Source organism: Algoriphagus antarcticus, assembly GCF_002150685.1.
Taxonomy (GTDB): Bacteria; Bacteroidota; Bacteroidia; order Cytophagales; family Cyclobacteriaceae; genus Algoriphagus; species Algoriphagus antarcticus.
The window spans coordinates 16,812-41,297 of sequence record NZ_MSSW01000019.1 but is presented as its reverse complement, the minus strand read 5'-3'; the positions used below and the strand labels follow the sequence as shown (position 1 = coordinate 41,297).

Here is a 24,486-nt window from a genome sequence, read left to right as displayed (position 1 = left end):
AGCGGGCTTCTATGGAAGTCCGTTTTTTTTATGTTTCATCTACTCCACAGTGATAGTAGAGTTTATCACAAAGAGCCCGACTAGTAATTTTTTATTGTTTTTAATAACAGAAAATGATCAGAACAAAAGTTGTTTCTTTTTCATCAAAACTTATGGTCCTGTCCTCGGTCTGTAGCCAGATTCTCTGAATATCTTCTCAGCATCAGGCTCCGCCATTAGCAAATCCAATGGGACATCTTGGTTGAACTGATAATCATCCACAATATTCCAGCCGAGCCATCTTCCTAATCGACCTGGAGCTTTGGTGCTTATAGCATCTGTAAACGGTGCTTCACCGATGTATTTCCTGATTTCAAAAGGGTTAGTCTCATACAGCAATTCATTTTCCACAAAATGTGACCAAATCAATTCTTCATTTTCAAAGCTCTCAGTGATGGCCTCAGGTGTATAACCAATAATATATTGATCAGAAGTGCAAGGCAAAATGGCCTTGGTGAAATGGTATGTTTTACCGTAATAAACCATCTCTGCCAGCAGTGTATTATCTGATGGATTGGTCTGATTAAATCTGGCAGAAATAGCCATAACAATCATGGGCACGATGTATGGCTTATCATATCGCTCGGCCATATACCGCGGAAGTTCCGGCTGAAAAGTATGTGCTGGCGGCAGAAAATAATCCAGTCCGATAACGATTAAATCATCAGTGACGATCAAATCAGAATTAAAGCCTGATACGAAGGTATAAACTTTGGGCACTTGGAATTCGGGAAAGTAATACTTAATAGCTTTGAAGGCGGTTTCCAGTTCTTTTTCTACCTGTGAAAAGTCACTGAATGCTACTTCTACCGAATCAAAAAGCACTCGCATGGATGAGTCTTGGTGAATAGCCAAAAGCTCTGCGGCCAAGCTATCAAGACTTGGATAAAGATCCATTTGTAAGTATTCCTTTGCAAACTCAGGATTTTCCTCCAGCAAATAACTGAAATCACTCACACTTTTAGCTGCGAAAAAATCCTTTTCCAATCGATTGACTTTCAAGGTCACATCCTGATTTAGAATCTCTGAGGAAATCTCACATTTCTCATCTTTTTTGCCGCAGGCGAAGCCTAAAATCAGAATAAGTAAGAAGTAGAAATATTGGTTTGATGACTTGCTCATGAATCATTTTTTTTTAAAAGTACGGAATTGAAGGATAATGAGCGTAGAACGAATCCAATAATGAATTTATGATTGATCGATTTGAAAAATGATATTGTTGCATTAGATTTAGTTAGTTAATGCATCTTGAATTTGAATACGATCTTCTTTATATAATAAACATTGTTGGATACTTTTTGCAAAGAATCAGCTATTGAAACTCATTTTTAACCAAGAAAGAACATGAAATCAGAAGAAATTAAAGCTCTCTTTGCACGATTTGAAGCTGCTGCTTCCGTACTAGAAGGTGTGGAATGCTGGAGCGCTAGAGAATAGCAAGACTTACTAGGCTACAGCAAGTGGGAGAATTTTGAGAAGGTGATCCAAAAAGCCAAAGATGCCTGCAAAAATGCAGGAGAAGATGTGGCTTATCATTTTCCTGACGTTAGGAAAACGATCCCTATGCCAAAAGGTGCAGAAAAAGAGATCGATGAGATCTTACTTACGCGTTATGCATGCTACTTAATAGCTCAAAATGGAGATAGCCGGAAAGAAGAGATTTCATTTGCACAAAATTACTTTGCTGTACAAACCCGCCGTGCTGAGTTAGTGGAGCAACGACTTCTGGATTACGAACGTGTAAAAGTTAGAAAAAACCTGAGTCAAACTGAAAAAATGCTATCGGGTATTTTGTACGAAAGAGGAGTGGACACCAAGGGTTTTGCAATTATCAGAAGCAAAGGTGATCAAGCCTTATTTCGATTAAATACGCAGACTCTCAAGAGAAAAATGGGAGTCCCCGAGACCAGACCAGTGGCTGACTTTTTACCTACCATAAGTATAAAAGCCAAAGATTTAGCAGCAGAAATGACAGGCTTGAATGTTCAGAGTAAAGACTTGAAAGGGCAATCAAAAATTGAAAGAGAACACGTTGACAATAACACTGCGGTAAGGGATATGCTCACCCAAAGAGGTATTATTCCTGAAAACCTGCCTCCTGGTGAGGATGTGAAAAAACTACAGCGAAAACTGGATGGAGATGAAAAGAAAGTATTAAAGGGTACTAGGAAGAAAAAGTAGCCTAATAGTCATAAACTCACTGAAAACCAGTCCCTTTGAAACATCAAATTAAAACTAAAGCACTTCATTCATATTTAACGCAATATCAAATTACAGATCAAAAATCTCAAATCCCTTCACCCCTCACAGCATTCAAAATCACTTCAAAAACATCTGTAGGTTTTAAAGACTTTTGGTTCACTAATTTTTCGTCAGCTACTAGTAAAGGCTTATCCAAATCGTCTTCACTCAATCTCCCGTGCGCCCCTTTCACCAATGTGGCGTCCAAAGGTATCACATCCATTAAGTATCGGAAACCTAGTTTTTTCTTAAGTACTTTTGACCCAACGGTCAACATTGGGATTTTGATTTCTGGGTTCAAGACCAACTCTACAGGATCGTAACCTGGTTTTTTGTGGATATCCACACAGCGAGCATAGTCAGGTGCTTTGGCATCGTCCATCCAGAAATAGTAGGTGAACCAAGAATCCTTATCAGCCATCACGACCAAATCACCTGCGCGTTCATGGTCTATGTGATGCTGCTTTTTTCCTTCTGAGTCTAGAACCAATTCCACCCCAGGGGTCTCTTTAAGAAGCTTTTTGACCTGAGGCAAAATACTCAAATCATTAACATGCACATGGGCAACCTGATGATCCGCAATCGCAAAAGCTTTGGAAGTTCCTGGGTCCAAAGTCTCCAATCCTTGCTCATCTTTTACCTGAATCCAGCCTTGCTCTCTAAAAAGTCGATTCAAGTGCACGGGCTTACTCACAGAAGTGATCCCATATTCTGAAAGCAAAATCACCTGAGTGCCCTGATTTTCGAAGTAAGTAATAAGATCCTTTGCCAGATCATCAACTTCTTTCAGATACTTACCGATCTCCTTGAAATCAATCCCATACTTCTGAAGGGAATAATCCAAATGAGGAATGTAAATCAGATTGAGCGTAGGATTGTGCCATTCATCGACTTTCTTCGAAGCCTCAGCGATCCACTTGCTTGATGCAATATTTGCATTTGGACCCCAAAAGGAAAATAAAGGAAACTGTCCCAGTTCTTTTTGCAGTCGATCTCGCAAATCCATAGGCTGGCTGTGACAATCGGGTTCTTTTCTTCCATCTGCTAGATAAAGTGGGCGAGGAGTAACTGCATAGTCCACGCTCGAATACATATTATACCACCAAAACATATTCGCAACGGTGAAGCTGGGGTTCTCTTTTTTCAGTATTTCCCAGATCTTCGGCGACTGGACAAGCTTATTGGACTGTCTCCAAAATTTGATTTCGCATTCATCCTGAAAATACCAGCCGTTACCGACGATACCATTTTCGTTAGGCATCTTTCCTGTCAAATAAACAGACTGTGCAGCGCACGTCACTGCTGGCAAAACTGGTTCCACTACAGCCTGCTTATGCTTTTCAATCCACTTTTTTAAAAAAGGAGTATGCTCTCCTATTACTCTTGGCGAAAGTGCTACTATATCTAAAACGACTGTTTTTTTCATTCTAATTCATTTTTCCGATTACCCAAGCCAATTCTCTGGAGATAGATTCTCCTAAGCTTAATCGTGTGTTTTCTGGTAAAACCTCCCAAGTATAAGTCTCCACTTCCAGGTGATTTGTCAAAGATGGATTTTTTAAAACCTCATTAAGTACAATTGAAATTTGATCTTGGGTGGATGCTAAAGTACCATAATTTTCTAAAAAGACGGGGACGTGGAAATGGATTCTCCATTCCTCTTCATCTGTGGTATCCAAAATTTTAAGTGCATCTGGCAAATCAGGATAGGATTGCAAACTTCCATCTTTCTTCTTGGCAACTACCTGATGTAAATAAGTAGATTCTTCGAAAGGCAACAAGTTAACCTTAAGGAGATTGCGGGCTTCTAACTGTTGGGGGATCATCATCTTCAGAGCGGCTGAAATCTGAATTTTTCCGATTTTTAAACCAGCTTCATCAAATTTCAAAAATGTATCTTCTGGCTTTTCATAGACGATTGCAAAATGACAGACATCGTAACAGACCTGAATGTGTTCTTTCAGATACTCTTCTGCCAGTTCTTCAGAAACATTCAGCTTTTCCGCCAGCCAGGGTTTTCCTTTTGGAAGCAGCCAATCTGAAAATAGCCAGATCATCTCATCTGAATTTTCGAGAATCCCATCAGGCTCTGGTTCTATATCGAGATGCAGCGATTTTCCAGTTTGCTTTTTGATCTCTGCCAATTCAGCTACGACTTCCAGCAAATGCTTTGTGGCAATCTCCATTCCTGCATTCAATTCGGACTCAGATTTAAACCAAGGTCTGTATGAAATCGGAGATGTGGAAATACCACCACCCATTCCTTCAGGAAGAAGGTGTGCTAAAAGGCGAAATGATCTAATGGTATAATCCCGACGCTCAGTAGTTGTCCAGTCGGGGAAATGAACCTGGTCTTTGACAACCGTGCGATGAAAATCTCCATACGGAAAGCAATTCATTGTAAACACGTAGGCATTTTCAGAATCTAGCCAAGACTTGAATTGAGCCAATTGATCAGGCTTTTCAAGTACTAAGCTTGCGTCATGAGAAAGCCGCAAGCCAATTCCGAATGGTTTATCTGCATTCAAACGCTTTTTAACTTCAGGAATGTAAATTTTTAGATTTTTGAAGGTTGCCTCCCAGCTTTCTCCGGGGTGAATATTGCTGCAATAACTGAGGTGAAAACCCTTGATTTCCATGAGTAAAGATGATGTTTTACTGAATTAACTATTAACTAAATTTTCCTTTTGGTTGAAACTTTTGAGCAAATCAACCGATTGATGGATTAATTCATGATCCATTTCGTGAACTTCCTCACCTTTGCCTAAGGCCGTCAAAAGCATAATAGTAAGTTGGCCGCCTAAGTGCTCTTGGAATTCCTGCAAGCCTTTGATTAGATTCTCACCACCTAATTCTGGGACGAAAAGCTCAAAGCCTAAGGTCTTGAAGACAGCTATAATTCTGGTAAGATCAGCTTCTGATATCCATCCTTTCAGATACGAATAGGTAGAGTCCAATGCAATTCCAATTGCAACAGCTTCGCCATGACGAATTCTAAAGTCACTCAAATGCTCTAATTTGTGAGCAGCCCAATGCCCAAAATCCAATGGACGGGAAGAGCCAAATTCGAAGGGATCTTTTCCAGAGATATGATCCAAGTGCATCTGGGCACATCTAATGATCAACTCTTGCATTGGGTTCATATCTCGTGTTGCGAGAGCTGAAGAATGATCTTCTATCCAGGTAAAAAAGCTTAAATCCTTGATTAAAGCCACTTTGATCGCTTCAGATATTCCAGATCTCCAATCTCGATCATCCAGAGTTTTTAGGAACTTAAAATCATTTAAAACTGCATAAGGTGGAGTAAATGTGCCTAAGTAATTCTTTTTTCCGAAAAGATTTACAGAGTTTTTTACACCAACTGCAGAGTCATTTTGTGATAAAACTGTGGTAGGAATACGGATCAAGCGAATTCCACGATGGGATATTGCTGCAGCAAAACCAACCATATCAATCACAGCACCACCGCCAATCACTGCAATATAAGAATGCCTGTCAATACCATATAAATGGGTCGCTTCTACAATCTTTTTGTAAACTGCCTCGTCATTTTTGCAAGCTTCTCCACCCACAACGATTATCGGATCACAGGCTGTGGAAAAGAATTTAGAATGGGCATTTCCATAGGATTTCAGTTGGGCAACTAAATTAGGATGAGCTTCCGTGACCCCATCATCTATCACAAAAAGAACCTTAGGGCGCCTCTCTTTCTCCAGAAGATCTACAAATACTGTATTCTTCAATGAGAAAATATCCTCAGAGAAGCAGACAGAATATTTAAAGGGTACTGAAAATGATTGTTCAATAATCGTATTCATAATCAACAGGGTAATAGCTTAGGCTGATTGCTGGAATAAATACAATTCCGAGCGACTTTTAGTTCTTGGTCTTAGGTGACAGCAAATTTCTTGGCTAGCCAAAGGGATATTGGAAGTAACAATAACACAATTATTCCAATCTTCCATCCTGCGAAAGCTGCGGCTATGGAAGCATTGACAATAATGAGGGAAATAACGGCAGCTTTGACGGATTTGCCTATTAGTTTTGGGTCTTGGCTGCGAATAGCCTTGATCAATGGCGGAAAAATCATGTAGCTGAGTAAGGCTAAAAATGGAAGTACTTCCCAAAATGGAGTGCTATGCATAATTGGTATCGCGCCGATCATGAAGATCACTATCAAGTACATAGTCAAACCGCCATAAAGCGCATTTCTGTTTTTTCCATGCACTTCGCCACGACTGATCATCGTGATAGCCGCTACGAAAATGAGTGGGATCAGACCGAGTGGCCAAAATGTGGACAACAGTTCAGGTATTACACTGATTCCGAGAAGTAAGTTGCCGGAGCGGCAAAGTCCCATATTGATAGGACCTAAGTAGTTTTGATGCTTTCCCCAGTAATCATATGCAACAGCCAAGATTGCCACCCCTAAAGCTATTCCCGCAGAAATCAAATTCACTTGAGCCGCCGCTACGACTCCTACTATAAGTAATATAAAAGACATCCATGCAGCACCAGCTTTGGAAGCTCTACCACTTGGAATCGGTCTTTCTGGTCTTTCAACTGCATCTAGGTCTGCATCGAAGACATCATTGAACGCCACTCCACCAGCATATAATCCAATTGTGCCCAGTGAAAGCCATCCCAGGTTTAGAAAGAGCTCATTGCTACCAGAACCCCAGGTAATGATATAAGTCCAAGCACCGGCAACAGCAAGCCCAGCCCAAATGTCAGCTATAGCTGTGACTACATTGGCTGGTCGTGTCAGCTGTAAATAGGCAAAAAGCCGGGAAGTACTCATCAATTAATTCTCTACAATATCTGTTTTGCCTTCTACACGTGGTGTTTGGCCACCACGAAGCACAGAGTTTCCGCTCATCTTTTTGGTTTGATCCAATGGTGCAGCATCCAGCCAATCCCGTTCGTCCATTTGTCCACTTTGACCAAAGGCAGTCAAAGCATTTTGGTAGGTAACCAGTTTGATATGCTCTTCGGGAATTCCGGATTTACGCATGAGGTCAGCTGTTTTTGGCACAGCCAGAGGATCAGATATCCCCCAATCAGCAGCAGAATTGACGATTATTCGCTCTGGGCCATAGTGTCTCACGATTTCCACCATGCGCTCAGACCCCATTTTTGTATGTGGATAAATAGTAAATCCAGCATAATATCCACGATCCAAGACCTCCTTTACCGTCTCCTCATTGTTATGATCTACGATCACCATTTTCGGATCCAAGCCGTGCTCTTCGGATACATTCATACTACGAATAGTGCCTTTTCGCTTGTCACGGTGTGGAGTGTGGATAAGTACAGGTAGATCCACTTCTTTTGCCAATTCTAGCTGTAGTCTATAAAATTTATCCTCAGCCTCAGTCTGATCATCATAGCCGATTTCACCGATAGCGACCACACCTTCTTTGCCTACATAAAGAGGCAACAACTCCATCACTTGCTCCGCCAAGGCTTCGTTATTTGCTTCTTTGGAATTCAAACCCATCGTGCAATAATGCACAATACCAAACTGGCTGGCTCGAAAACGCTCCCAACCAACTAGTGTGCTAAAGTAATCTTTGAAACTACCAACTTCGGTCCTTGGCTGTCCTAGCCAAAAAGCGGGTTCTATGACAGCTACAATGCCTGCTTTTTGCATAGCTTCATAGTCATCTGTGGTTCGGGATACTACGTGGATATGTGGATCTATATACATGGTATTTGAATTTAAAATAAGGGAATGTAAAATTAGAGGATTAAACGCGAGTTCGCTGGAATTCCAAACCAATGCTTTCCCAGGCTATTGCGTCCATATCGAGGGTGGCGACTTGATCAGGGTAAGCTTTCAAGAGTTCTTTTGCCGGTAAATAGGCAGATTCTCTCAGTGTTAAAAGTGCAGCTTTTATCTGAAGTTCATCTTTTGTAGCCAATGTCTTCTTCAGGTCTTCAAAGAATTGTTCATTCACAAAAGGTGATACCAAGCGCCAAATCTCTGGCATAACAGCTCTGCCTGCAGCCCATCGCTCATGTGCGAAATCGCGAGCAATTGCTGCCAAAGTTGGATTTCGTCTTTCCTCCAATCCCTGAATTCTATACAAAGGTCTTTGCATAAAGATGGCTTTAAGCACCATCTGGTTCCAGTTAGCTTCTGGGAAATACTTCTCGGGAAATGGATTGTTTAAAGCAATCGCATCAAAAACCAGAGAAATATTCGTTCGCAAGCCATCTATCGCTCTTGGAATTAATTCTTCCTGAAAAGGCATCAGCGGCAAGGCGGCAAAAAGCGCTTGATGCTCCTTCATATCCGCTGTTTCAAAGAGCTGGTTCATCGCGGTGAACCAAGGTTTTTTCTCCTGTGGATAACTCAGCATCAATACCGTACGCGCTGTCTGCAATTGATCCCAAAACTCAGGCTGAAAGCCAGAAACTAGCTGATCAGCTTGAATGATAAGATCATTGGAAACCTCAAGTTTCTCCTTTTTGAAATAGCGTGAAGCCTGGCTGAAAGCCAGAAAAAACTTTGAAGGAATGGCTTCAGTCCTAATCTTTTCGATTTGGGTACTGAGCCAATCAAGTCCTTTCTGATTAGCTGATCTTTCAAGCAATTGGGTGAGATAGCTTGTTAATTGATTTTCCATGATCTGAGTTGCCGTTTAGGGCTTGGCGTCAACTTTAATGTAATTTTATAAAATACGCTGAAATCTAACAGAATATCCACTGAGATAGTGCTCAGCGGTAGGAAAAAGTGCCATACCTGACAAAAATCATTTTCTTACAAAATCAAAGGACAGTTATTCTGTTTTTCCTTATCTTTTTAGGACTTTTGAAAAGAGACTTACCTGGTTAAAAACATAGCATGAAGAATAATTTCGGGATCTCATGAGCTCAATTTAATTCTGGTGGGGATCTCATTTTCTTGATAATAAATCCATTATGACTGTTAGTTCACTCTTCATTGCCATCTGTGGAATAGGTTGGATCATAGCATATGTTGAAGCATTACGGATAGGATTTAAAGACAAGTCCTATGGAATCCCTTTTTTGACGCTTGCTTTAAATTTTTCTTGGGAAGTCTATTATACTTTCCAAGGCTATTTAGTGTTTGGCTCTCATGTGTCTACCTATGTCAACTGCATTTGGGTGCTTATTGATATCGGGATATTATATACCTACTTCAAATACGGTCATCGGGAGGTGAAAGCCAGTAGGTCCACATTTTACGTCCAAGCTAGCGTATTTCTATTAGCGTGCTTTATCATACAGCATCTAGCTTTCGAGCAGCTAGGAATAATTATTGGAGCGCTTTATGTCGGGTACTTAATTAACTTTTTGATGTCATTCCTATTTGTTCGAATGTACTTTCGCAGACCTGATCTCAAAGGACAATCCTTGCTCATTGCGATTCCAAAGTGCATCGGTACGTTTTCAACCACCATATTATTTGGATTAATAGGCTCCAAAACCGCAGGAGGAGTACACGAGCCAATTCTCTACATTGGGCTTATAATTTTCGTGACAGATTTGATTTATATTTATCTGGTGGCGAGGGAAAGCATAGCGCTAAGAACGGTGAGGTGAATGCATTTAGTTTAGCGTAAAACATTTTTGCTTCAGGTTTTGGTGTAGGCGAGATTCAATTTTTATGTGAGTATTGTGGAATATCAAAAGGGAAATTCGGCAAACCAATCTTGAGATTTATCGGAATTTATATTGTATTTTTTATTGGCAATCTCAAATTTTAGGGATGTCGAACAGTAGTTAAAACCACTCATATGAAAGGCTTAAGTTATCTTTTTGCAGTCGTTGTTGGATTGACTCCATTATTTGCATTGGGTCAAATTAGTACAAAAATTGGATCATGTGTACCATGCGAGCAACTGAAGGATCTTCAACTTCCTGATGTGACTATTATGGAAATCGAAACCATGTCAAATGAAGCTATTGAAGCCGATGATTATTGGGCTGCAATTGCTGATCGTAAAACGTCATTTTGTCTTGTTCGAGGGAAAATAAGCAAGGAAATAAAGTTTGAATTGCTTTTACCCGCTCAGTGGAATGGACGATTTCTAATGTCTGGAAATGGAGGTTTCGCAGGAAGTATTCAAAATGAGCTAATCCCCTATATAAATGTTGGATATGCAATTGTGGGTACTGATACCGGGCATGACGAAAATCTTGACGGGGCATCATGGGCACTGGATAATATGGAGAGACAACTAAACTTTGGAAGTTTGGCAGTCCACAGAACAGCCGTAGTATCCAAGTCAATTATCAACTCCTATTACGGTGACTATCCTTCATTTTCCTATTTCATTGGCTGCTCCAGAGGTGGAGGGCAAGCGATGATGGAGGCTCAAGTTTATCCAGATGATTTTGATGGTTATGTAGCTGGCGCACCAGCTTTCCGTTGGCCTGCCTTGGGGGCCAAATTTGTCCAAATCAGTCAGAACAATTATCCAAACCCAAATGAATTAAGCAAAACCGTCATCACCAATGATAATCTGAGGCTATTGCAAGAACATATCTTCAAGCAATGTGATGCTTTAGATGGGTTGAGTGACTCTATTTTAAATGATCCAAGAGACTGTCACATTGATTTTGATATGCTTCCGCTGTGTCCTAATGATACAGCAGGTGCTGAATGTCTTACCAAAGAGCAACTAGCCGCAATCAAATCTGTTTATAGTCCACTAATCGTCGAAAATCAGCAAGTATATCCAGCTTTTCCTTTTGGCTTGGAAAGCGGAGACGCCGGTTGGGATCTCTGGATCAGTGGAACCAGCCAGTACCTCGAAGGTTATCCTAGTTTGCATTATATGTTTGGCACTAACTTGTTCAAGTATTTGGTCTATAACGACTCTTCTTGGGACTATAGTCAATATGATTTTAAGAATTTCTTTGAAGAGACTAAGTATGCATCCGCTTATCTCGATGCCACTCAGACTGATTATAGCGAGTTGAAAAAGCAAAACGGGAAAATGATTATGTATCACGGATGGAACGATCCTGCAATTTCTGCCTACTCTACGATTGAGCATTATGAGGAAGCTTTGAAGGTGGATCAAGATTTACACTCCTACATCCGCCTATTTTTATTGCCTGGAGTGCTACATTGCGGAGGAGGAACTGGTCCTGATCAAGTTGATTGGGTGACATTGATACAGGACTGGGTGGAAAATGATCATGCACCGGAGCGAGTAATCCTATCAAAAGTAGAGGAAGGAAATACTATGATGACACGCCCAGTATATCCATATCCTAAAGTGACTATTTACGATGGGGCAGGTAAATCAAATGATGAGAAAAGTTTCGGGGTGAAAGGGAAATGAAAGAGAAATGCAGACACAATTTAACCAATCATGGATTTAAAACGCATAAAATCTGAACAGGATTATCAATCCGCACTAAAAAAACTTGATCAACTATTTGAAGCTAAAATCGGTACTCAAGAAAGTGATGAGGCAGAAGTGTTGGCCTTGCTTGTCGATGAATACGGGAAAAAAGAATTTTCCAATAGGAGAGAAAAAGAACTGAGTAATGAGAGACGATTAAATCAATTTTAGTCAAATTCTATAAATGAAAATATCAGAAAAAGACATAGAAGAAATCGCCGATTGGCTTGACTGTGGAATGCTCTGCTTTATCACAAACCAACGGGAGTAATAGAATCTCATCCTGACCCAGAGGATCCATTTTTCGAAGAAGAAGAATGGGAAGAGCTTATCGAGAAAATTGAATCTGACGAGCACAACTACATACCCTTTGAAAAAATGGATTCGGGAGAGAGTTTTCAGTTGATGGAGGATTTCACCAATTCGCTGACCGATACTCATTTTAAAGACAAGCTTTTACATCAACTGTCAAATCGAAAACCCTTTCAGAACTTCATGCACACGGTTGACGAATCTGAGTATAGACAAGACTGGTTTGACTTGGTCAATGTTTTAACGACGCATGATCATACTCTAAAATGGATTAATAATAAGTAAGCTGTAAAAAAATGTCTCGCAGAATAAAGGATTTTTGTAGAATTTGTGGAAAATATAGTGAAATGACATTTGAACATGTCCCTCCTAAAGTCACGTTTAATAAGAACACTAAATATAAGGAAGTTGCTTTTTTGACTTTTTTTGAAAGTAAGAACCCATTTGAGCATAATCAAAAGGGTAAAGTTGAGCAAGGAGGAGTTGGATATTATTCATTATGCAGTCCTTGCAACAGTAATTTAGGTTCGAAGTATGTTTCATCTTTTAATAGATATAGCAACAGCTTTATCAATTCTGCTGAAAAAAAAGACCTTAACTATTTTGAAATTGAAATGCATGATTTTGAAGTGCTAAAAGTTTTAAAGCAAACAATTTCTATGTTTTTAGCCATGAATTCTGTTCTATTTTCGAAGAGAAATAAGGAATTGGCTGATTTCGTTTCCAATTTATATAGTCAAAATCTTCCAGAAAAATATAGAATTTTCATATACTTAAATTCAGAGGGTCAACTAAGAAATCTCCCTTTAATGACTTCAGTAAATTTTAGCTTCGGACTCTCTGTATATGCATCTGAACTATCATTCCCCCCTCTAGGACATGTTTTAACAATTGGCTTTGACGGTGATTTACCCTATCATCACGAGATAACACATTTTAAGAATTATAGTATAGATGAGAAGACATCCGTAGTTTTTAAAATGTTTAGACTACCTACGCATTTACCGATCTTATTAGATTATCGTGAAAAATCCACAATACAAAATAGAATAAATAACTCAGGACATTAAAAATCAACATATGAATCGATTAAAGAATTAATCCTTAGGTCATTTAGAAACCACAGCCCTCACCCCCCAATCGCAATCATGCTTCGATTATCTGAATGAAGTGCAGGATCGGATAATTTTTCTAAGCTGTCCATGCCGGCACGAACGGCTTTTTTCTTGAGGATGGATTCCAAAATCAGTGTTTCCACATCTTCGCCCGCCCGCATAGCCGATAGCAAATCAGTTTCCTGATTGGAAAAAAGACAATTCTTAATGCGTCCGTTTGCTGTAAGACGAATGCGGTTGCAAGTGCCACAGAAGGGATTGGTCACCGAACTGATGATTCCAAAGTCACCTTGGTAGCCTTCTATTTTGAATTTACGGGCAGTGAAATTATTCTCATTTGGGAGAGATGAAATCCGTTCCGTTCCGAAGTGAGATCCCAATTGTCCCAGTACTTCCTTCTCAGAAACCATCTTGGATCTGTCCCAGCGATTTCCGTCGAATGGCATAAATTCTATAAACCGCACAGATACGTTAAAGTCTTTAGTCAGATTTACCAGATCAACCAACTCATCCTCATTGCTTCCTTTTACCAAAACAGTGTTGATCTTGAGATTGAATCCCTGATCATGTAGCAGGCGGAAATTATCCAAGGTTTTCTGGAAACCCGTTCTTCGTGTAATCTCAAAAAATCGATCTTCTCTCAGTGTGTCCAAACTGAAGTTGATGTTTTTGACACCCAATTTCTTAAAGTTATCCACATGCCTGTCAATCAGCAACCCATTAGTAGTCAGTGAAAGATCCACAGGAAGCTCAGAAAGGCCTTCGAGAATTTCATAAATATCCTTACGAAGTAAAGGTTCGCCACCAGTGAGTCGAATCTTATCCACACCTAATCTTACAAATATTCTGGCAAACTCAAGTATTTCCTCCGCACTCATCAGGGAAGCTTTTGGGCTTAGTGGAATTCCATCAGCAGGCATGCAATATTTGCAGCGCAAATTGCACTTCTCTATCAGGGAGATTCGCAGGTAATTGTGAGTCCTCCCAAATGTATCTTTTAGCTCATGAATATTACTCGCTTGGCTCATGATTGGCTCCTTTCAATATTTTAAATACATGCAATAAATGCGGGAAAATCGCATCCATTGATTCCTTTGCTCCATTTGTTGATCCTGGCAAAGCCAAGATTATGCTGTCACCTATTGTCCCGGCTACAGACCTAGACAGCATTGCGAAAGGCATAATTCTTTGTCCATAGCTTCGGATAGCTTCCTCGACACCTGGGATTCTTCGCTCAAGTATTGGCTCCAACGCTTCCGGAGTAACGTCTCGCTGAGATAGTCCAGTTCCTCCAGTAAAAATCACCAATTGATTCTTGTCCGCCAGTTCAAAAGTCCTAGCTCTGATCAATTCTAGCTCATCAGGAATCACCTCATAGGAGTTTACTTTCACTCCATATGATTTCAACTTATCCACAATCACTTTTCCTGAGCGATCTTCTTTGATTCCTTTGGAAATGGAGTCAGAGCAAACCACCACCGCGGCTTGAATTTCTTTTGGATTATTCTCTTTGAAACTGGATTTTCCTCCAGTTTTCTGCACCAAACCAATTTCTCGAATGGTAATTCCCTTGTCGATGGGCTTCAGCATATCATACATAGTCAAGGCAATGACCGAGGCGCCGTGCATCGCTTCCACTTCCACTCCAGTTTTATACACCGTCTTGACCGTGATAAATATTCGGATTTCCAGATCATCTATCTCATACTCCACTGCGGTATATTCTACTGGAAGTGGGTGACAGTCAGGAATGGCGATATGCGTGTTTTTCACTGCGAAAAGTCCTGCGACTTTCGCCATTTCAAAGACATTTCCTTTAGGCACACGATTTTCCACCACAGCCGCAATGGTCTCAGCCGAGCTGACATGGACAATCGCTTGGGCTTTTGCCGTACGAAGTGTGGTGACTTTATGTGTGATATCTACCATTAATTTCTATACTTTTCAGCTATTTACTTTCCACTGATGATCGGCATTGTCAAAGATTTCCTTGCCAAAAATCGGCACTTCCTCCTTCACTCTATTCACCAAATACTCCGTAGCCTCATAGACTTGCTTCCTTCGTTTTGAAGAGACAAAGACGAAAATGCAGATCTCCCCAACCTCCACTTTCCCCAAGCTATGATAAATATGCAGGCAAGTCAAATCGAACTTCTCAAAAGCTGATTCCCGGATTTCATGTAATTTTTCATTCGCCATTTCCTCATAGGCAGTGTATTCTATCGCCACCACTTTTTGATCACCAACTTCATCCGCCCGTACTTGGCCTAAGAAAATATTATGAGCGCCGATACTATGCTTGCTTTGATGCTTCGCAATAGATTCAGCTATAAATTCGGAAGAAATCGCTCCTTCAAGAAATACTTTTTTCATTTCAAGTGTATTTGTATTTAAAAGACAATGTGGATAACAGCATGTTTTAATTCTAGAATAATTGATGGATGTTTAAATATGCCAATTCCCCCTTTCTGAAAGAGCGCAAGGGGGATTTATTCAAACTGACTCCAATTTCCTAATCTTGCTTTTCAATGCTGTTAACTTCAATCTGAATCAATTTCAAAATATCTGAAGCTCCACCACGAACGGCTTTCACTTGCAGAAAATCGGCTTCTTTTAGGATTTTAGCTGCCGACATCGCACGAGTTCCTGCTTGGCAGAAAACGTAGATTTTTACTTTTTTCGAGAGTTCATCCAATCGATGTTCCAAAACTGAAAGAGGAATCTGAATGCTATTCTCCCATGCAATGACTGGTTTTTCTCCCAATTCACGAACATCTAGCAAAAGACCCCCTGCTTCAAAAGCTACTTCCGGTGAGATCAAATCTATCGTTGGAGAAGTAGCTTTTTTTGAAGTTTGCTCTTCTTGAATTGCCAATTCAAAGATCTGCTGATCATTTTTCAGCATGTTGTAAATCAGAATTTTTCCTGATAGCACCTCACCGATTCCAAGTATTATTTTCAGTGCTTCATTAGCCTGTAGCATTCCTGTGATTCCCACTGTTGTTCCTAACACACCAGCTTCTTCACAATTCAAAACTGCCTTATCTTCCTTTGGAAATAGACTGCTGTAAGAAGGTCCTCCCTTGTAATTGAAAACCGAAACCTGTCCTTGAAACCTGAAGATTGAGCCATAGATCATTGGCTTTTTCCAGCTACAACAGGCTTCATCTAAGGTATAACGAACTTCTAGATTATCAGTAGCATCGATGATCAAATCATAGTGTTCAATCAAGTTATCCACATTTTCTGCTGACAAATACTCAGGAACTATCTCAAGCTGAGTAGTCGAATTCATTCGCTGAAGTACTTGCTGAGCAGAATCTACTTTTAGAGATCCAATGGAATTTTCATTATATAAAACTTGCCTATGTAGGTTGCTTTCTTCCACGCGATCTCCATCCACAAGTCCAATTCTACCCACTCCAGCTGCCACCAAATAAGGTAAAACTGCGCAGCCCAAACCACCTGCACCTACCACCAGCACACTACTCGATTTTAGCTTTTGCTGTCCCGAAGTTCCGATTCCCGGAAGGATGATTTGTCGCTGGAATCTTTCCATATCAACCTCCTGCAAATGGTGGAAGCAGGGCTACTTCATCAGAATCCGAAATATTCAAAGCCTGTTGTTTGGAGACTATTTTTCTATTAACTGCAACTTGGAAAGGGAATTTCCCAATGGCATATTTAGAATCAAGCAAGTCGAGCAACTCCGCCAAACTCATAGAGGTTTGCTCCAGGGTTTCAGAGTCACTTTGTGCTGCTTCTGCAATATTTCCAAAATAGTTTATCGTAATCATAGCTTCAATTTAATACAGATCAGTCGGATTAATTACTAAACGGCAAGGTATTCAGGTTTTGAAAAATAAACTCATCCTCCAAAACCCAGTCTTCTTTGAGTTGCTTTTTCACTCTTGCCAGATGTACCACCTCACCGATCACAATCACGGCAGGTGCTCCGATTCCTTGACTTTTGCTTATTTCTACTATATTTTGAATAGTTCCCACTACCTCTTTTTGCTCCGTTTTGGTGCCATTCTGAATAATCGCAATCGGCAAATCCTGCTTCCCAAAGGAAGTATAAATTTCAGCGATTTCCTTCAACTTACTCATTCCCATCAATACCACCACTGTTGCCGATGATTGGGCAGCTAAAGTCAGATCCTTAGAAAGTTCTCTTTTGCTGGTCGTCCCAGTAATCACCCAAAAGCTGTCTGCCACTCCTCGTGCTGTCACAGGAATGCCAACTGAAGCAGGAACAGCCACGCTGGAAGAAATCCCTGGAATCACTTCTACTTCTATTCCTTGCTCCAAAGCGTATAGTTCTTCTTCTTTTCCTCTGCCGAAAACAAAAGGATCTCCGCCTTTCACCCGTACCACCTGCCCAAATTCAAAAGCATTCTCCACGATCAGCTCATTGATTTCATCCTGCGTGTGACTGTGATTTCCCTTTCTTTTCCCTACAAAAACCAACAGCGCGCGATTGGCATGCTTTAATATTTCCTCATTGACCAGAGAATCATAAAGTACCACATCTGCATTATTCAACGCTTTCACAGCTTTGAGGGTAAGCAGCTCCGGATCGCCAGGCCCGGCACCAAGTAGAGTCACTTTCGGGCATTTACCTGTGATAGTTTTCATCTGTTTATAATTGATTTTTTATGGTCAGATGGAATCTCGCATGGTTGTCCCGATAGCCATTGGGTCATCCCAGTGTGTGAACGTTTCGTCATGTTCGATTTCATTGGTCGATTAGGTTGAGTGCAAGTAATTCCGCTTTACTATTGATGTTCTGAACAAGTGATTTCTGGGCAGAATTGATGATGATTTTTTGATGTGAGATCATATTCACCAGAGAGCATAGCTTTAATTTATCCGCTGATATTGCTTCAGCGAAGATTTCTAAGGCTTCTTTATTATAAACTCCGATAAGTGGATAATCATTTTTTCCATCACTGAGAAAAGTAACAGGAGCATCCTTATTCTCCGATTCATCTGTCAGATCGCGCAACAATTTGGTTGTAATTTTTGGCACATCGCAGCTAAGGATCAGATTTTGCGCGGACATGCTATGCTTCAGTGCTGTATAAATTCCGCCAACAGGTCCTTTGTCGGCAAAAGTATCTTCTATCATCGGCACACCTACCATGGTATAATCTCCGTTGCTAGTCACCAAGATGATATTAGAAGTGATCGGCATAATGGCCTCAATAATCCAGCGGATAAAGGGTTTTCCTTTGTAAAGAACCAAACCTTTTTCAGACTGCATGCGCACACTTTTCCCTCCGCAGAGAATGTAGGCCGATATATTTATATGATTTTCCATAGTCTAAACAGTCATTAATTTTATAAAAGCGATAAAAAGCACGATGGAAAGAATGTATTTTAACGTCACATTTGAGAACCTTTTACTTCCGTAAATCGCGCCAAAAGTGCCTCCAATCACCGCTGCAGGAATTAGAAAACTGGCTTCCATGGGAATCTCCCCCCCACCGAGAACGAAGCCCAATGCTCCGGAAACAGAATTGACCCAAATGAACAATGCCGAAACTGCCGCTGCTTCTTTCATATTTCCCCAGCGTAGCAATAAAATCACCGGGCTGAGTATAATACCGCCACCTATGCCGATCATTCCTGAGAAAAAACCAATTCCCAAACCAATCAATAAGGCCAAGGTAGTTTTCACTGGCTCGTTCTGATCTTGATTTGTTTTGCCAAAAACACCCAAAATTCTCAAAATGGCTATCAGAAGAAATACGCCAAGAATCTGCTTGTACAGCGTGGGATTGATTGTAATCATGCCACCGGCAAAAGCTGCCGGAATGGACGTGATAGCAAAAGGATAGAATAATTTCCAGCGGAAATGCTGGGCTTGACGAAAGAACACAAAGGAAATCCCCGCTACGAAAATATTTAGAATCAAAGCTGTGGGCTTCATCACCAGCAGCGGAACTCCCACCAAAGCCATCATCGCGAGATAGCCACTCGCACCTCCATGGCCTACGCTTGCATACATAAAGGCAACCACCGCCAAAACCGCGGAAAAGACAACTATGAAAACGGGATCGTGGAAATCGATCATCTTAATTTCTGTTTATTGGAAGGAACTGCACAGATTCACCCGCTTCGAGTATTTCCAATTGCTCAGGAATCATCACCAACGCATTCCCTAAGGCGTACGAAATAAGCATACTGGAAGCTTGCTTTTCGAAGATTTCAATTTCCCCATTTTTCTCTGTTCCCAAAAGAAAAACAGTCTTTCCAAACTTATTAAATGTGCGATGCTTGAGTATACCCGATTGAAAATCCAGGTTAAAATTTGTGTTTCCTGACATGATTTTCAGCGCAGAAAGTGCATAAATCAGGAAGCATGTAAGTGAGGAAGATGGATTCCCAGGCAAGGCAAAAACTAGCGTACTTTCTTTTTTACCAAACCAAAGGGGTTTGCCTGGCTTTTGATTCACTTTGTAGAAAATCTCCCGAACGCCATTTGCCTGCAAGGACTCATTGACAAAGTCGTAATCACCAACAGAGATACCACCTGAGATCAGCAATAGATCACTCTCAAGACCAGTGGCAATTACTTTTTTGGTTGACTCCAAATCATCCTCAACCTTTAAAAGCCGAACTGAGTCAAATCCTCTTGACTTCAGTGCAGACTCAAGCATAATCGCATTGCTTTCATAAATGCATCCGGGCTTCAGGTGACTTCCAGGCTCCTGAAGCTCATTTCCGGTTACGATAAGCGTAATTTTGGGTTTGTTAAAGACTAAAACCTCGGTGATTCCAAAGCTGGCCAAAAAGCCAATTATGGACTCATTGATTTTTGTTCCGGCCGGTAACACGTGATCACCTGCCTGTACTTGCTCGCCGACTTTCCGCACATTGGCATATTTTTCCGGTAGTTGAAGAATAGATATTTTGCTTCCACCTGCTTCCACATGCTCTTGGATGATGACTGTATCCGCTCGATCCGGAACGCGTGCACCTGTAAAGATTCGCACCGCTTGATTTTCTAGAAGCTCAAACTCTAGTGCATCACCTGCCTTGCATTCGCCGACAACTTCCAATTCGCTGATCTCCCCACTTCGAAAAGCATACCCATCCATAGCAGATTGCCGGAAGGAAGGTAAGCTGATCGGAGCCAAAACTTCTTCTGCCAAAAAACATCCATAAGAATCTCTTAGTGGCATTTTCACGGTTGGCAACTGGCTACTGTGAGATTTAATTAGGTCTAAAGCTTTAGAAACTGAGATCATCTTGTTGTGGAATCTTGGCTGAACTTATAAAAAATTACGTATAAATACTTACTTTTCTACGTATTTATTTTAGGTTCGCAATAAAATATTGTTATTCTTCAATGCAATGATGGTCTGGAGACTGCATTGATCTGGGTCTAAGTGTGATCCAGCCATCGGGGTTGAACCACCATTCGTAAATTAGTATTTCAATATTGATTATGAAAGTACTATTTCGCTCTTTCAGCGCTTTTCTATTCTGATCATTCCTTTTATTTCCCAACCCTATCGAGTTGGGTTAAGGTATTTAGGGCCTTTAGCCCTATTACTTTCCCCAAAATTTATATGATGTTTCGGCTTATCTGACCGGTTTTTTCACGAGAACTTCGTATGCTGAGCTTGCATTCTATTTAAGAAGACTTAATACTTCAAAGACTTCTACTTCCCGCCCCGGCGGGCAAGCTGCTCAGTCTAACCATCGCCCAGAACGTCTGACATACTAGTTATTCCACTTTTAAATGAAGTCGGATATCTTGACACCGAATAGCTGCCTCTGTGAAAAGCTCCCTGCTCTCAGCGGTAAAAAAAAAAGCACCTCCGAATGAAGGTGCTCTATGTATTTTACAAAAAAACTAAAATAGGTTTTGTTTAAAGCTAGCATGTAGCCTTGTCGCATTATTATTTTACTTAACACCCCTTACTTCTTACCTCTTACAGTCAGATCGCTTTACTGATACCTGATTCGAGATAAGGTTACTTCTTCATTGGTCATCGGTCATCAAACTTCCAACATTCTTACCAGCTACCGCCGGCTCCACCGCCTCCGAAGCCACCACCTCCGAAACCTCCGAAGCCGCCGCCTCCACCTCCACCGCCGCCAAATCCGCCGCCGCCGAATCCGCCTCCGGAAGATCCACGACCACCGCCGCCAAGCATACCTGCCAGCATAATCGTAGTCCAGAGACCAACTCCTCCGCCTCGTCCGCCCATGTGATTATTATTGTCATTCTTATTTCTCAGAAGAGGAACAACCACAAAGATGAAAATGAAGAACAGAATCATGAAGATTGCCCCGCCACTATTGCCTTTTGATTCTACGTCTTCAGCTGTATACTCTCCTGAAGCGAGTTTGAAAATCATATCTGTAGCCTCATTGAGACCTTCATAGTAGGTTTCCTTTCTAAAATTGGGAAGGATCAAGTTTTCCACAATACGTTTTGCCAAAGCATCAGGAACAGCCCCTTCCATACCATAGCCAGTCGCAATGAAAACTTTACGATCGTCCATAGCGGCAAGAATCAAGATACCATTGTCATTATCTCCTCCACCAATTCCCCAAGCTTGGCCTAGGCGAAAAGCATAATCAGAAATATCGTATTGACCGACTGATGTCATCATTACTATCGCAATCTGAGTCGATGTACTGTCATTGTAAGCAACCAATTTGCTTTCCAATTGCGCTGCCTCAGCCGCTGTAAGTGTGTTGGTGAAATCATTCACCAGCTTTGGCGGATTGGGCGCAGGAGGAAAGTCCTGAGCCTGAAGGCCTAGACTGAAAAGAAATAAAATCAATAAAAGGGGGTGGATCTTATGATCCAAAAGAAATCTCATCAGGAAGTTCGTTTATGTCTGAATCACCCTGATAAGGGAAATGCTTTCCTAGTTGCTCGCCGGCTTGGTGAATACCATCGATCAGACCTTGTGTAAATTGACCCTGCTTGAATAAGCCGGACATGTGTTCTTTTATTTTTTCCCAGAAATCATCTGGAACCACCTCGTTTATGCCTTTGTCGCCTAAAATAGCAAAGCGCTTATCGACTACGGCAAGATAGAATAGTACGCCGTTTCGATCTTTAGTCTGATGCATTTTGAGGGTGTCAAACACCTTCACGGCTCTATCGAGTACTTCGCCTTTGCAGCGACTTTCTATATGAACTTGAATTTCTCCAGAGGTAGAAACTTCAGCAGACCGAATCGCTTCGATTATAGTTTCCCGGTCTGCTGTTGAGAATAATTTCTCAGACATGATGGTATTTATTAAAACTGAACAGTAGGTGCATTTTCGGATCCTTCGGCTGCCTCGAAGTAGCCTTTCTGCTCAAACCCGTACCAACCCGCAAAGATGTTGTTAGGGAAAGTTCGAAGATTTGAATTGTAAGCCTGAACGGACTGATTAAAATTACGTCTGGCTACGGCGATTCTGTTTTCGGTGCCTTCCAGCTGAGCTTGTAGCTCGAGGAAGTTTTGATTTGCTTTTAGCTCAGGATAGCGCTCTACGCTTACCAACAATCTGCCTAAAGCTCCGGATAGTTGATCTTGTGCTCCTTGGAATTCAGCTAATTTCTCAGGTGTAAGATTGGATGCATCTACATTTACTGAAGTTGCTTTTGCTCGCGCTTCGATCACGCCAGTCAAGGTCTCTTGCTCAAATTCCGCATAGCCTTTCACTGTGCTTACCAAGTTTGGAATCAAGTCAGAGCGACGTTGATATTGTGTCTCTACTTCGGCCCATTGGCCATTGATCACTTCTTCTGTTTGCACAAAAGTATTATAGGTCCCTACGGCCTTGGTGTAGATAAAAACACCCACGACCAATAAAATCAGAATAGGAATAAGGAATTTTTTCATGTTTTATGATTGATTTTTACAACTTGATTACTCACGTATTTAAGAATAGGAGGTTGGATAATTTCCCCTTCCTTCACTCAAAATTACCGCTTTTATCTTAACACAACCTAAAAGAAGGCTAAATCTGCTTTTTAAGGCTGAAAGTGAATGTGTGGTCTTCATACTTGGTTAGATCATCTCCTTCGTATCGACGGATTTCAATTGTAATCTGCTTTCCAGCCTCAGATCTTAAGAGTTTATTGATTTCGCCAAGTTCCCAGATGAAAGTAGGAACCAGGTTTAAAGTAAGGATTTCATCGAAAGCCTGTACCCCTGCACGCTGTGCCGGAGATCCCGGACGAATTTCAGAGACATATATTCTGTTATCATCGTTGGGGATCTTTTTCAATGCCATTCCGCTCATATCATATTCGAAAGGATTGTAAAAATTTGCGGCTTTTCGCACTAACAAGCGACTTCGAGGATAATCAAAAATAAGCTTGGTCCTTCCTAATACCTCAGCTCCCAAGCTACCAAAACGACCAGAATCTTTTATAACATAGCTGAACGGTGTTTCCTCAGGGTAGGAAGTTAGCACTTCATCCAATTTGAAATCTGCAAATTTCATGTAATCGATTCGGCCAATGTAGCCATACAAAACACCTCCTAGACTTTGCCCCAAGGCTGATTCGATAAAAAGTGGAGGCATAGTAATGGCATCTGTAGTTTCTCGATTCAGTAATAATCCATGGTTCGCACCAGTGTCTATAAGTAACTTAGGATATAAGAATGAGCCATCTTTTTGTCTCACTGTAGTAGTGATATACGGTTTATTATCAAAAATGGTCATTTCTAGTTCTTTGTAAAAAAGTGGCTTCCACTTCAATTCTGAAGACTTATAAAAATCAATTTCCCCATTATCATAATTGATTTTTACTGGATTGTATTTGAAAAATTCGTAGCCAATAATCCCATATACGGGAACTCCGATGACAGACTCCAGCTCTAGGAATTCCTGCTCCAATACAAGTAAACTTTGGAATATGCCCTCTACCGGTCCCAGGTCAAAGTGATTTATCGGAGAGACTGAAGCCATTATGTCGTCCGTACCATCTGCTCCCACCAGCTTAATTCTCCGGGTATATTCCAGCTCCAAAGCATCACCAAGTTTTTTACTAAATAAAATATTAGAGCGTACTCCTGTATCAACCAGAAAATTTATTGGCGTATTTCCATTGATTGAAACCGGAATGATGATCAAACTATTTGAAGCAAGGAAAGGAATAGTGACTTTCCTCTTTTCTTCCTTCATGAAAAATCCAGGCACTTGGGCTAGGCACAGAACATGCGAAGCGAGGAGAAAAGCAAGGAAAAGCGATATGCCTTTATACATAGATAAACGAAAACCCGGATGTCACAAATAAGTTACTCTGTTTTATGAAAATTAGAAGGATTCTTACAAAAACAAGCAGTTTCATTAATTCTGTTTACGGATTTAATGGAATTAGTTTTAATTAGATTGAAACCAAATTACAGCGATTCCTTGGTCAT

Annotated in this window: 25 protein-coding genes and 1 pseudogene; 6 read left to right on the top strand and 20 right to left on the bottom strand. The window is 40.9% G+C overall.

The window, feature by feature from the left end:
- Window positions 1-150 precede the first annotated feature (150 nt).
- The gene (gldB, locus tag BVH04_RS08965) at window positions 151-1,161 is read right to left on the bottom strand and encodes a gliding motility lipoprotein GldB (protein WP_086541134.1); all 1,011 of its coding nucleotides are present in this window, start codon (window positions 1,159-1,161) and stop codon (window positions 151-153) included.
- A gap of 327 nt (window positions 1,162-1,488) precedes the next feature.
- On the opposite strand from gldB, the pseudogene dinD reads away from it, so the two are divergent.
- Window positions 1,489-2,220: pseudogene (gene dinD, locus BVH04_RS08960) on the top strand (DNA damage-inducible protein D); the annotation flags it as partial.
- A 106-nt stretch (window positions 2,221-2,326) separates the two neighbouring features.
- On the opposite strand, the gene BVH04_RS08955 reads toward dinD, so the two are convergent.
- The 6 genes from BVH04_RS08955 to BVH04_RS08930 form a co-directional block, all read right to left on the bottom strand.
- Complete coding sequence (locus BVH04_RS08955) at window positions 2,327-3,706, bottom strand: alkaline phosphatase family protein (protein ID WP_086541133.1); 1,380 nt, start codon at window positions 3,704-3,706, stop codon at window positions 2,327-2,329.
- Window position 3,707: 1 nt separating this feature from the next.
- Window positions 3,708-4,919: a metabolite traffic protein EboE gene (gene eboE / locus BVH04_RS08950; RefSeq protein ID WP_086541132.1), complete on the bottom strand. Its 1,212-nt coding sequence runs from the start codon at window positions 4,917-4,919 to the stop codon at window positions 3,708-3,710.
- A 24-nt stretch (window positions 4,920-4,943) separates the two neighbouring features.
- Complete coding sequence (locus BVH04_RS08945; protein ID WP_205635825.1) at window positions 4,944-6,098, bottom strand: 3-dehydroquinate synthase; 1,155 nt, start codon at window positions 6,096-6,098, stop codon at window positions 4,944-4,946.
- 71 nt (window positions 6,099-6,169) lie between these two features.
- Complete coding sequence (gene eboC, locus BVH04_RS08940; protein ID WP_086541131.1) at window positions 6,170-7,081, bottom strand: UbiA-like protein EboC; 912 nt, start codon at window positions 7,079-7,081, stop codon at window positions 6,170-6,172.
- Window positions 7,082-7,084: 3 nt separating this feature from the next.
- Window positions 7,085-7,990, bottom strand: a complete 906-nt coding sequence (locus BVH04_RS08935; protein WP_086541130.1) for a TatD family hydrolase — start codon at window positions 7,988-7,990, stop codon at window positions 7,085-7,087.
- A gap of 40 nt (window positions 7,991-8,030) precedes the next feature.
- Complete coding sequence (locus BVH04_RS08930) at window positions 8,031-8,912, bottom strand: EboA domain-containing protein (RefSeq protein ID WP_086541129.1); 882 nt, start codon at window positions 8,910-8,912, stop codon at window positions 8,031-8,033.
- Between the two features lie 295 nt (window positions 8,913-9,207).
- Here BVH04_RS08930 and BVH04_RS08925 point away from each other — a divergent pair, with 295 nt between their 5' ends.
- From BVH04_RS08925 to BVH04_RS08905, 5 genes are all read left to right on the top strand, one after another.
- On the top strand, window positions 9,208-9,852 hold the full coding sequence (locus BVH04_RS08925; RefSeq protein ID WP_086541128.1) for a transmembrane-type terpene cyclase: 645 nt from the start codon (window positions 9,208-9,210) through the stop codon (window positions 9,850-9,852).
- Window positions 9,853-10,046: 194 nt separating this feature from the next.
- A complete protein-coding gene (locus BVH04_RS08920) occupies window positions 10,047-11,603 on the top strand; it encodes a tannase/feruloyl esterase family alpha/beta hydrolase (protein ID WP_086541127.1) in 1,557 nt (518 codons plus the stop codon).
- A gap of 30 nt (window positions 11,604-11,633) precedes the next feature.
- Window positions 11,634-11,837, top strand: coding sequence for a hypothetical protein (locus BVH04_RS08915; RefSeq protein ID WP_086541126.1), 204 nt, complete (start codon window positions 11,634-11,636; stop codon window positions 11,835-11,837).
- Window positions 11,838-11,897: 60 nt separating this feature from the next.
- On the top strand, window positions 11,898-12,263 hold the full coding sequence (locus BVH04_RS26615; RefSeq protein ID WP_086541125.1) for a UPF0158 family protein: 366 nt from the start codon (window positions 11,898-11,900) through the stop codon (window positions 12,261-12,263).
- Between the two features lie 11 nt (window positions 12,264-12,274).
- Window positions 12,275-13,048: a hypothetical protein gene (locus BVH04_RS08905; RefSeq protein WP_140160550.1), complete on the top strand. Its 774-nt coding sequence runs from the start codon at window positions 12,275-12,277 to the stop codon at window positions 13,046-13,048.
- Window positions 13,049-13,107: 59 nt separating this feature from the next.
- Here the strand turns inward: BVH04_RS08905 and moaA are convergent, their stop codons facing one another.
- The 13 genes from moaA to BVH04_RS08840 form a co-directional block, all read right to left on the bottom strand.
- Window positions 13,108-14,121, bottom strand: a complete 1,014-nt coding sequence (gene moaA, locus BVH04_RS08900) for a GTP 3',8-cyclase MoaA (RefSeq protein WP_086541123.1) — start codon at window positions 14,119-14,121, stop codon at window positions 13,108-13,110.
- The gene (gene moaCB / locus BVH04_RS08895; protein WP_086541122.1) at window positions 14,105-15,022 is read right to left on the bottom strand and encodes a bifunctional molybdenum cofactor biosynthesis protein MoaC/MoaB; all 918 of its coding nucleotides are present in this window, start codon (window positions 15,020-15,022) and stop codon (window positions 14,105-14,107) included. Before moaCB ends, moaA begins: the two co-directional genes overlap by 17 nt.
- 15 nt (window positions 15,023-15,037) lie before the next feature.
- Window positions 15,038-15,466, bottom strand: a complete 429-nt coding sequence (locus BVH04_RS08890; protein ID WP_086541121.1) for a molybdenum cofactor biosynthesis protein MoaE — start codon at window positions 15,464-15,466, stop codon at window positions 15,038-15,040.
- A 139-nt stretch (window positions 15,467-15,605) separates the two neighbouring features.
- Entirely contained in the window at window positions 15,606-16,652 is a 1,047-nt protein-coding gene (gene moeB, locus BVH04_RS08885) for a HesA/MoeB/ThiF family protein (RefSeq protein WP_086541120.1), read from the bottom strand.
- A gap of 1 nt (window position 16,653) precedes the next feature.
- On the bottom strand, window positions 16,654-16,890 hold the full coding sequence (locus BVH04_RS08880; protein ID WP_086541119.1) for a MoaD/ThiS family protein: 237 nt from the start codon (window positions 16,888-16,890) through the stop codon (window positions 16,654-16,656).
- Window positions 16,891-16,918: 28 nt separating this feature from the next.
- Window positions 16,919-17,731: a uroporphyrinogen-III C-methyltransferase gene (cobA, locus tag BVH04_RS08875; protein ID WP_086541118.1), complete on the bottom strand. Its 813-nt coding sequence runs from the start codon at window positions 17,729-17,731 to the stop codon at window positions 16,919-16,921.
- A 100-nt stretch (window positions 17,732-17,831) separates the two neighbouring features.
- Window positions 17,832-18,416 (bottom strand): molybdenum cofactor guanylyltransferase, encoded by a 585-nt coding sequence (gene mobA, locus BVH04_RS08870; RefSeq protein ID WP_086541117.1) that lies wholly within the window; start codon window positions 18,414-18,416, stop codon window positions 17,832-17,834.
- 3 nt (window positions 18,417-18,419) lie between these two features.
- A complete protein-coding gene (locus BVH04_RS08865) occupies window positions 18,420-19,172 on the bottom strand; it encodes a sulfite exporter TauE/SafE family protein (RefSeq protein WP_086541116.1) in 753 nt (250 codons plus the stop codon).
- Window position 19,173: 1 nt separating this feature from the next.
- On the bottom strand, window positions 19,174-20,349 hold the full coding sequence (locus tag BVH04_RS08860) for a molybdopterin molybdotransferase MoeA (RefSeq protein ID WP_086541115.1): 1,176 nt from the start codon (window positions 20,347-20,349) through the stop codon (window positions 19,174-19,176).
- A gap of 774 nt (window positions 20,350-21,123) precedes the next feature.
- Window positions 21,124-21,939 (bottom strand): TPM domain-containing protein, encoded by an 816-nt coding sequence (locus BVH04_RS08855; protein ID WP_086541114.1) that lies wholly within the window; start codon window positions 21,937-21,939, stop codon window positions 21,124-21,126.
- Window positions 21,917-22,354, bottom strand: a complete 438-nt coding sequence (locus BVH04_RS08850; protein WP_086541113.1) for a TPM domain-containing protein — start codon at window positions 22,352-22,354, stop codon at window positions 21,917-21,919. The genes BVH04_RS08855 and BVH04_RS08850 overlap by 23 nt, the downstream gene beginning before the upstream one ends.
- Window positions 22,355-22,365: 11 nt before the next feature.
- Entirely contained in the window at window positions 22,366-22,956 is a 591-nt protein-coding gene (locus BVH04_RS08845) for a LemA family protein (protein WP_086541112.1), read from the bottom strand.
- Between the two features lie 118 nt (window positions 22,957-23,074).
- Window positions 23,075-24,328, bottom strand: coding sequence for an aspartyl protease family protein (locus BVH04_RS08840; protein ID WP_086541111.1), 1,254 nt, complete (start codon window positions 24,326-24,328; stop codon window positions 23,075-23,077).
- Window positions 24,329-24,486 lie beyond the last annotated feature (158 nt).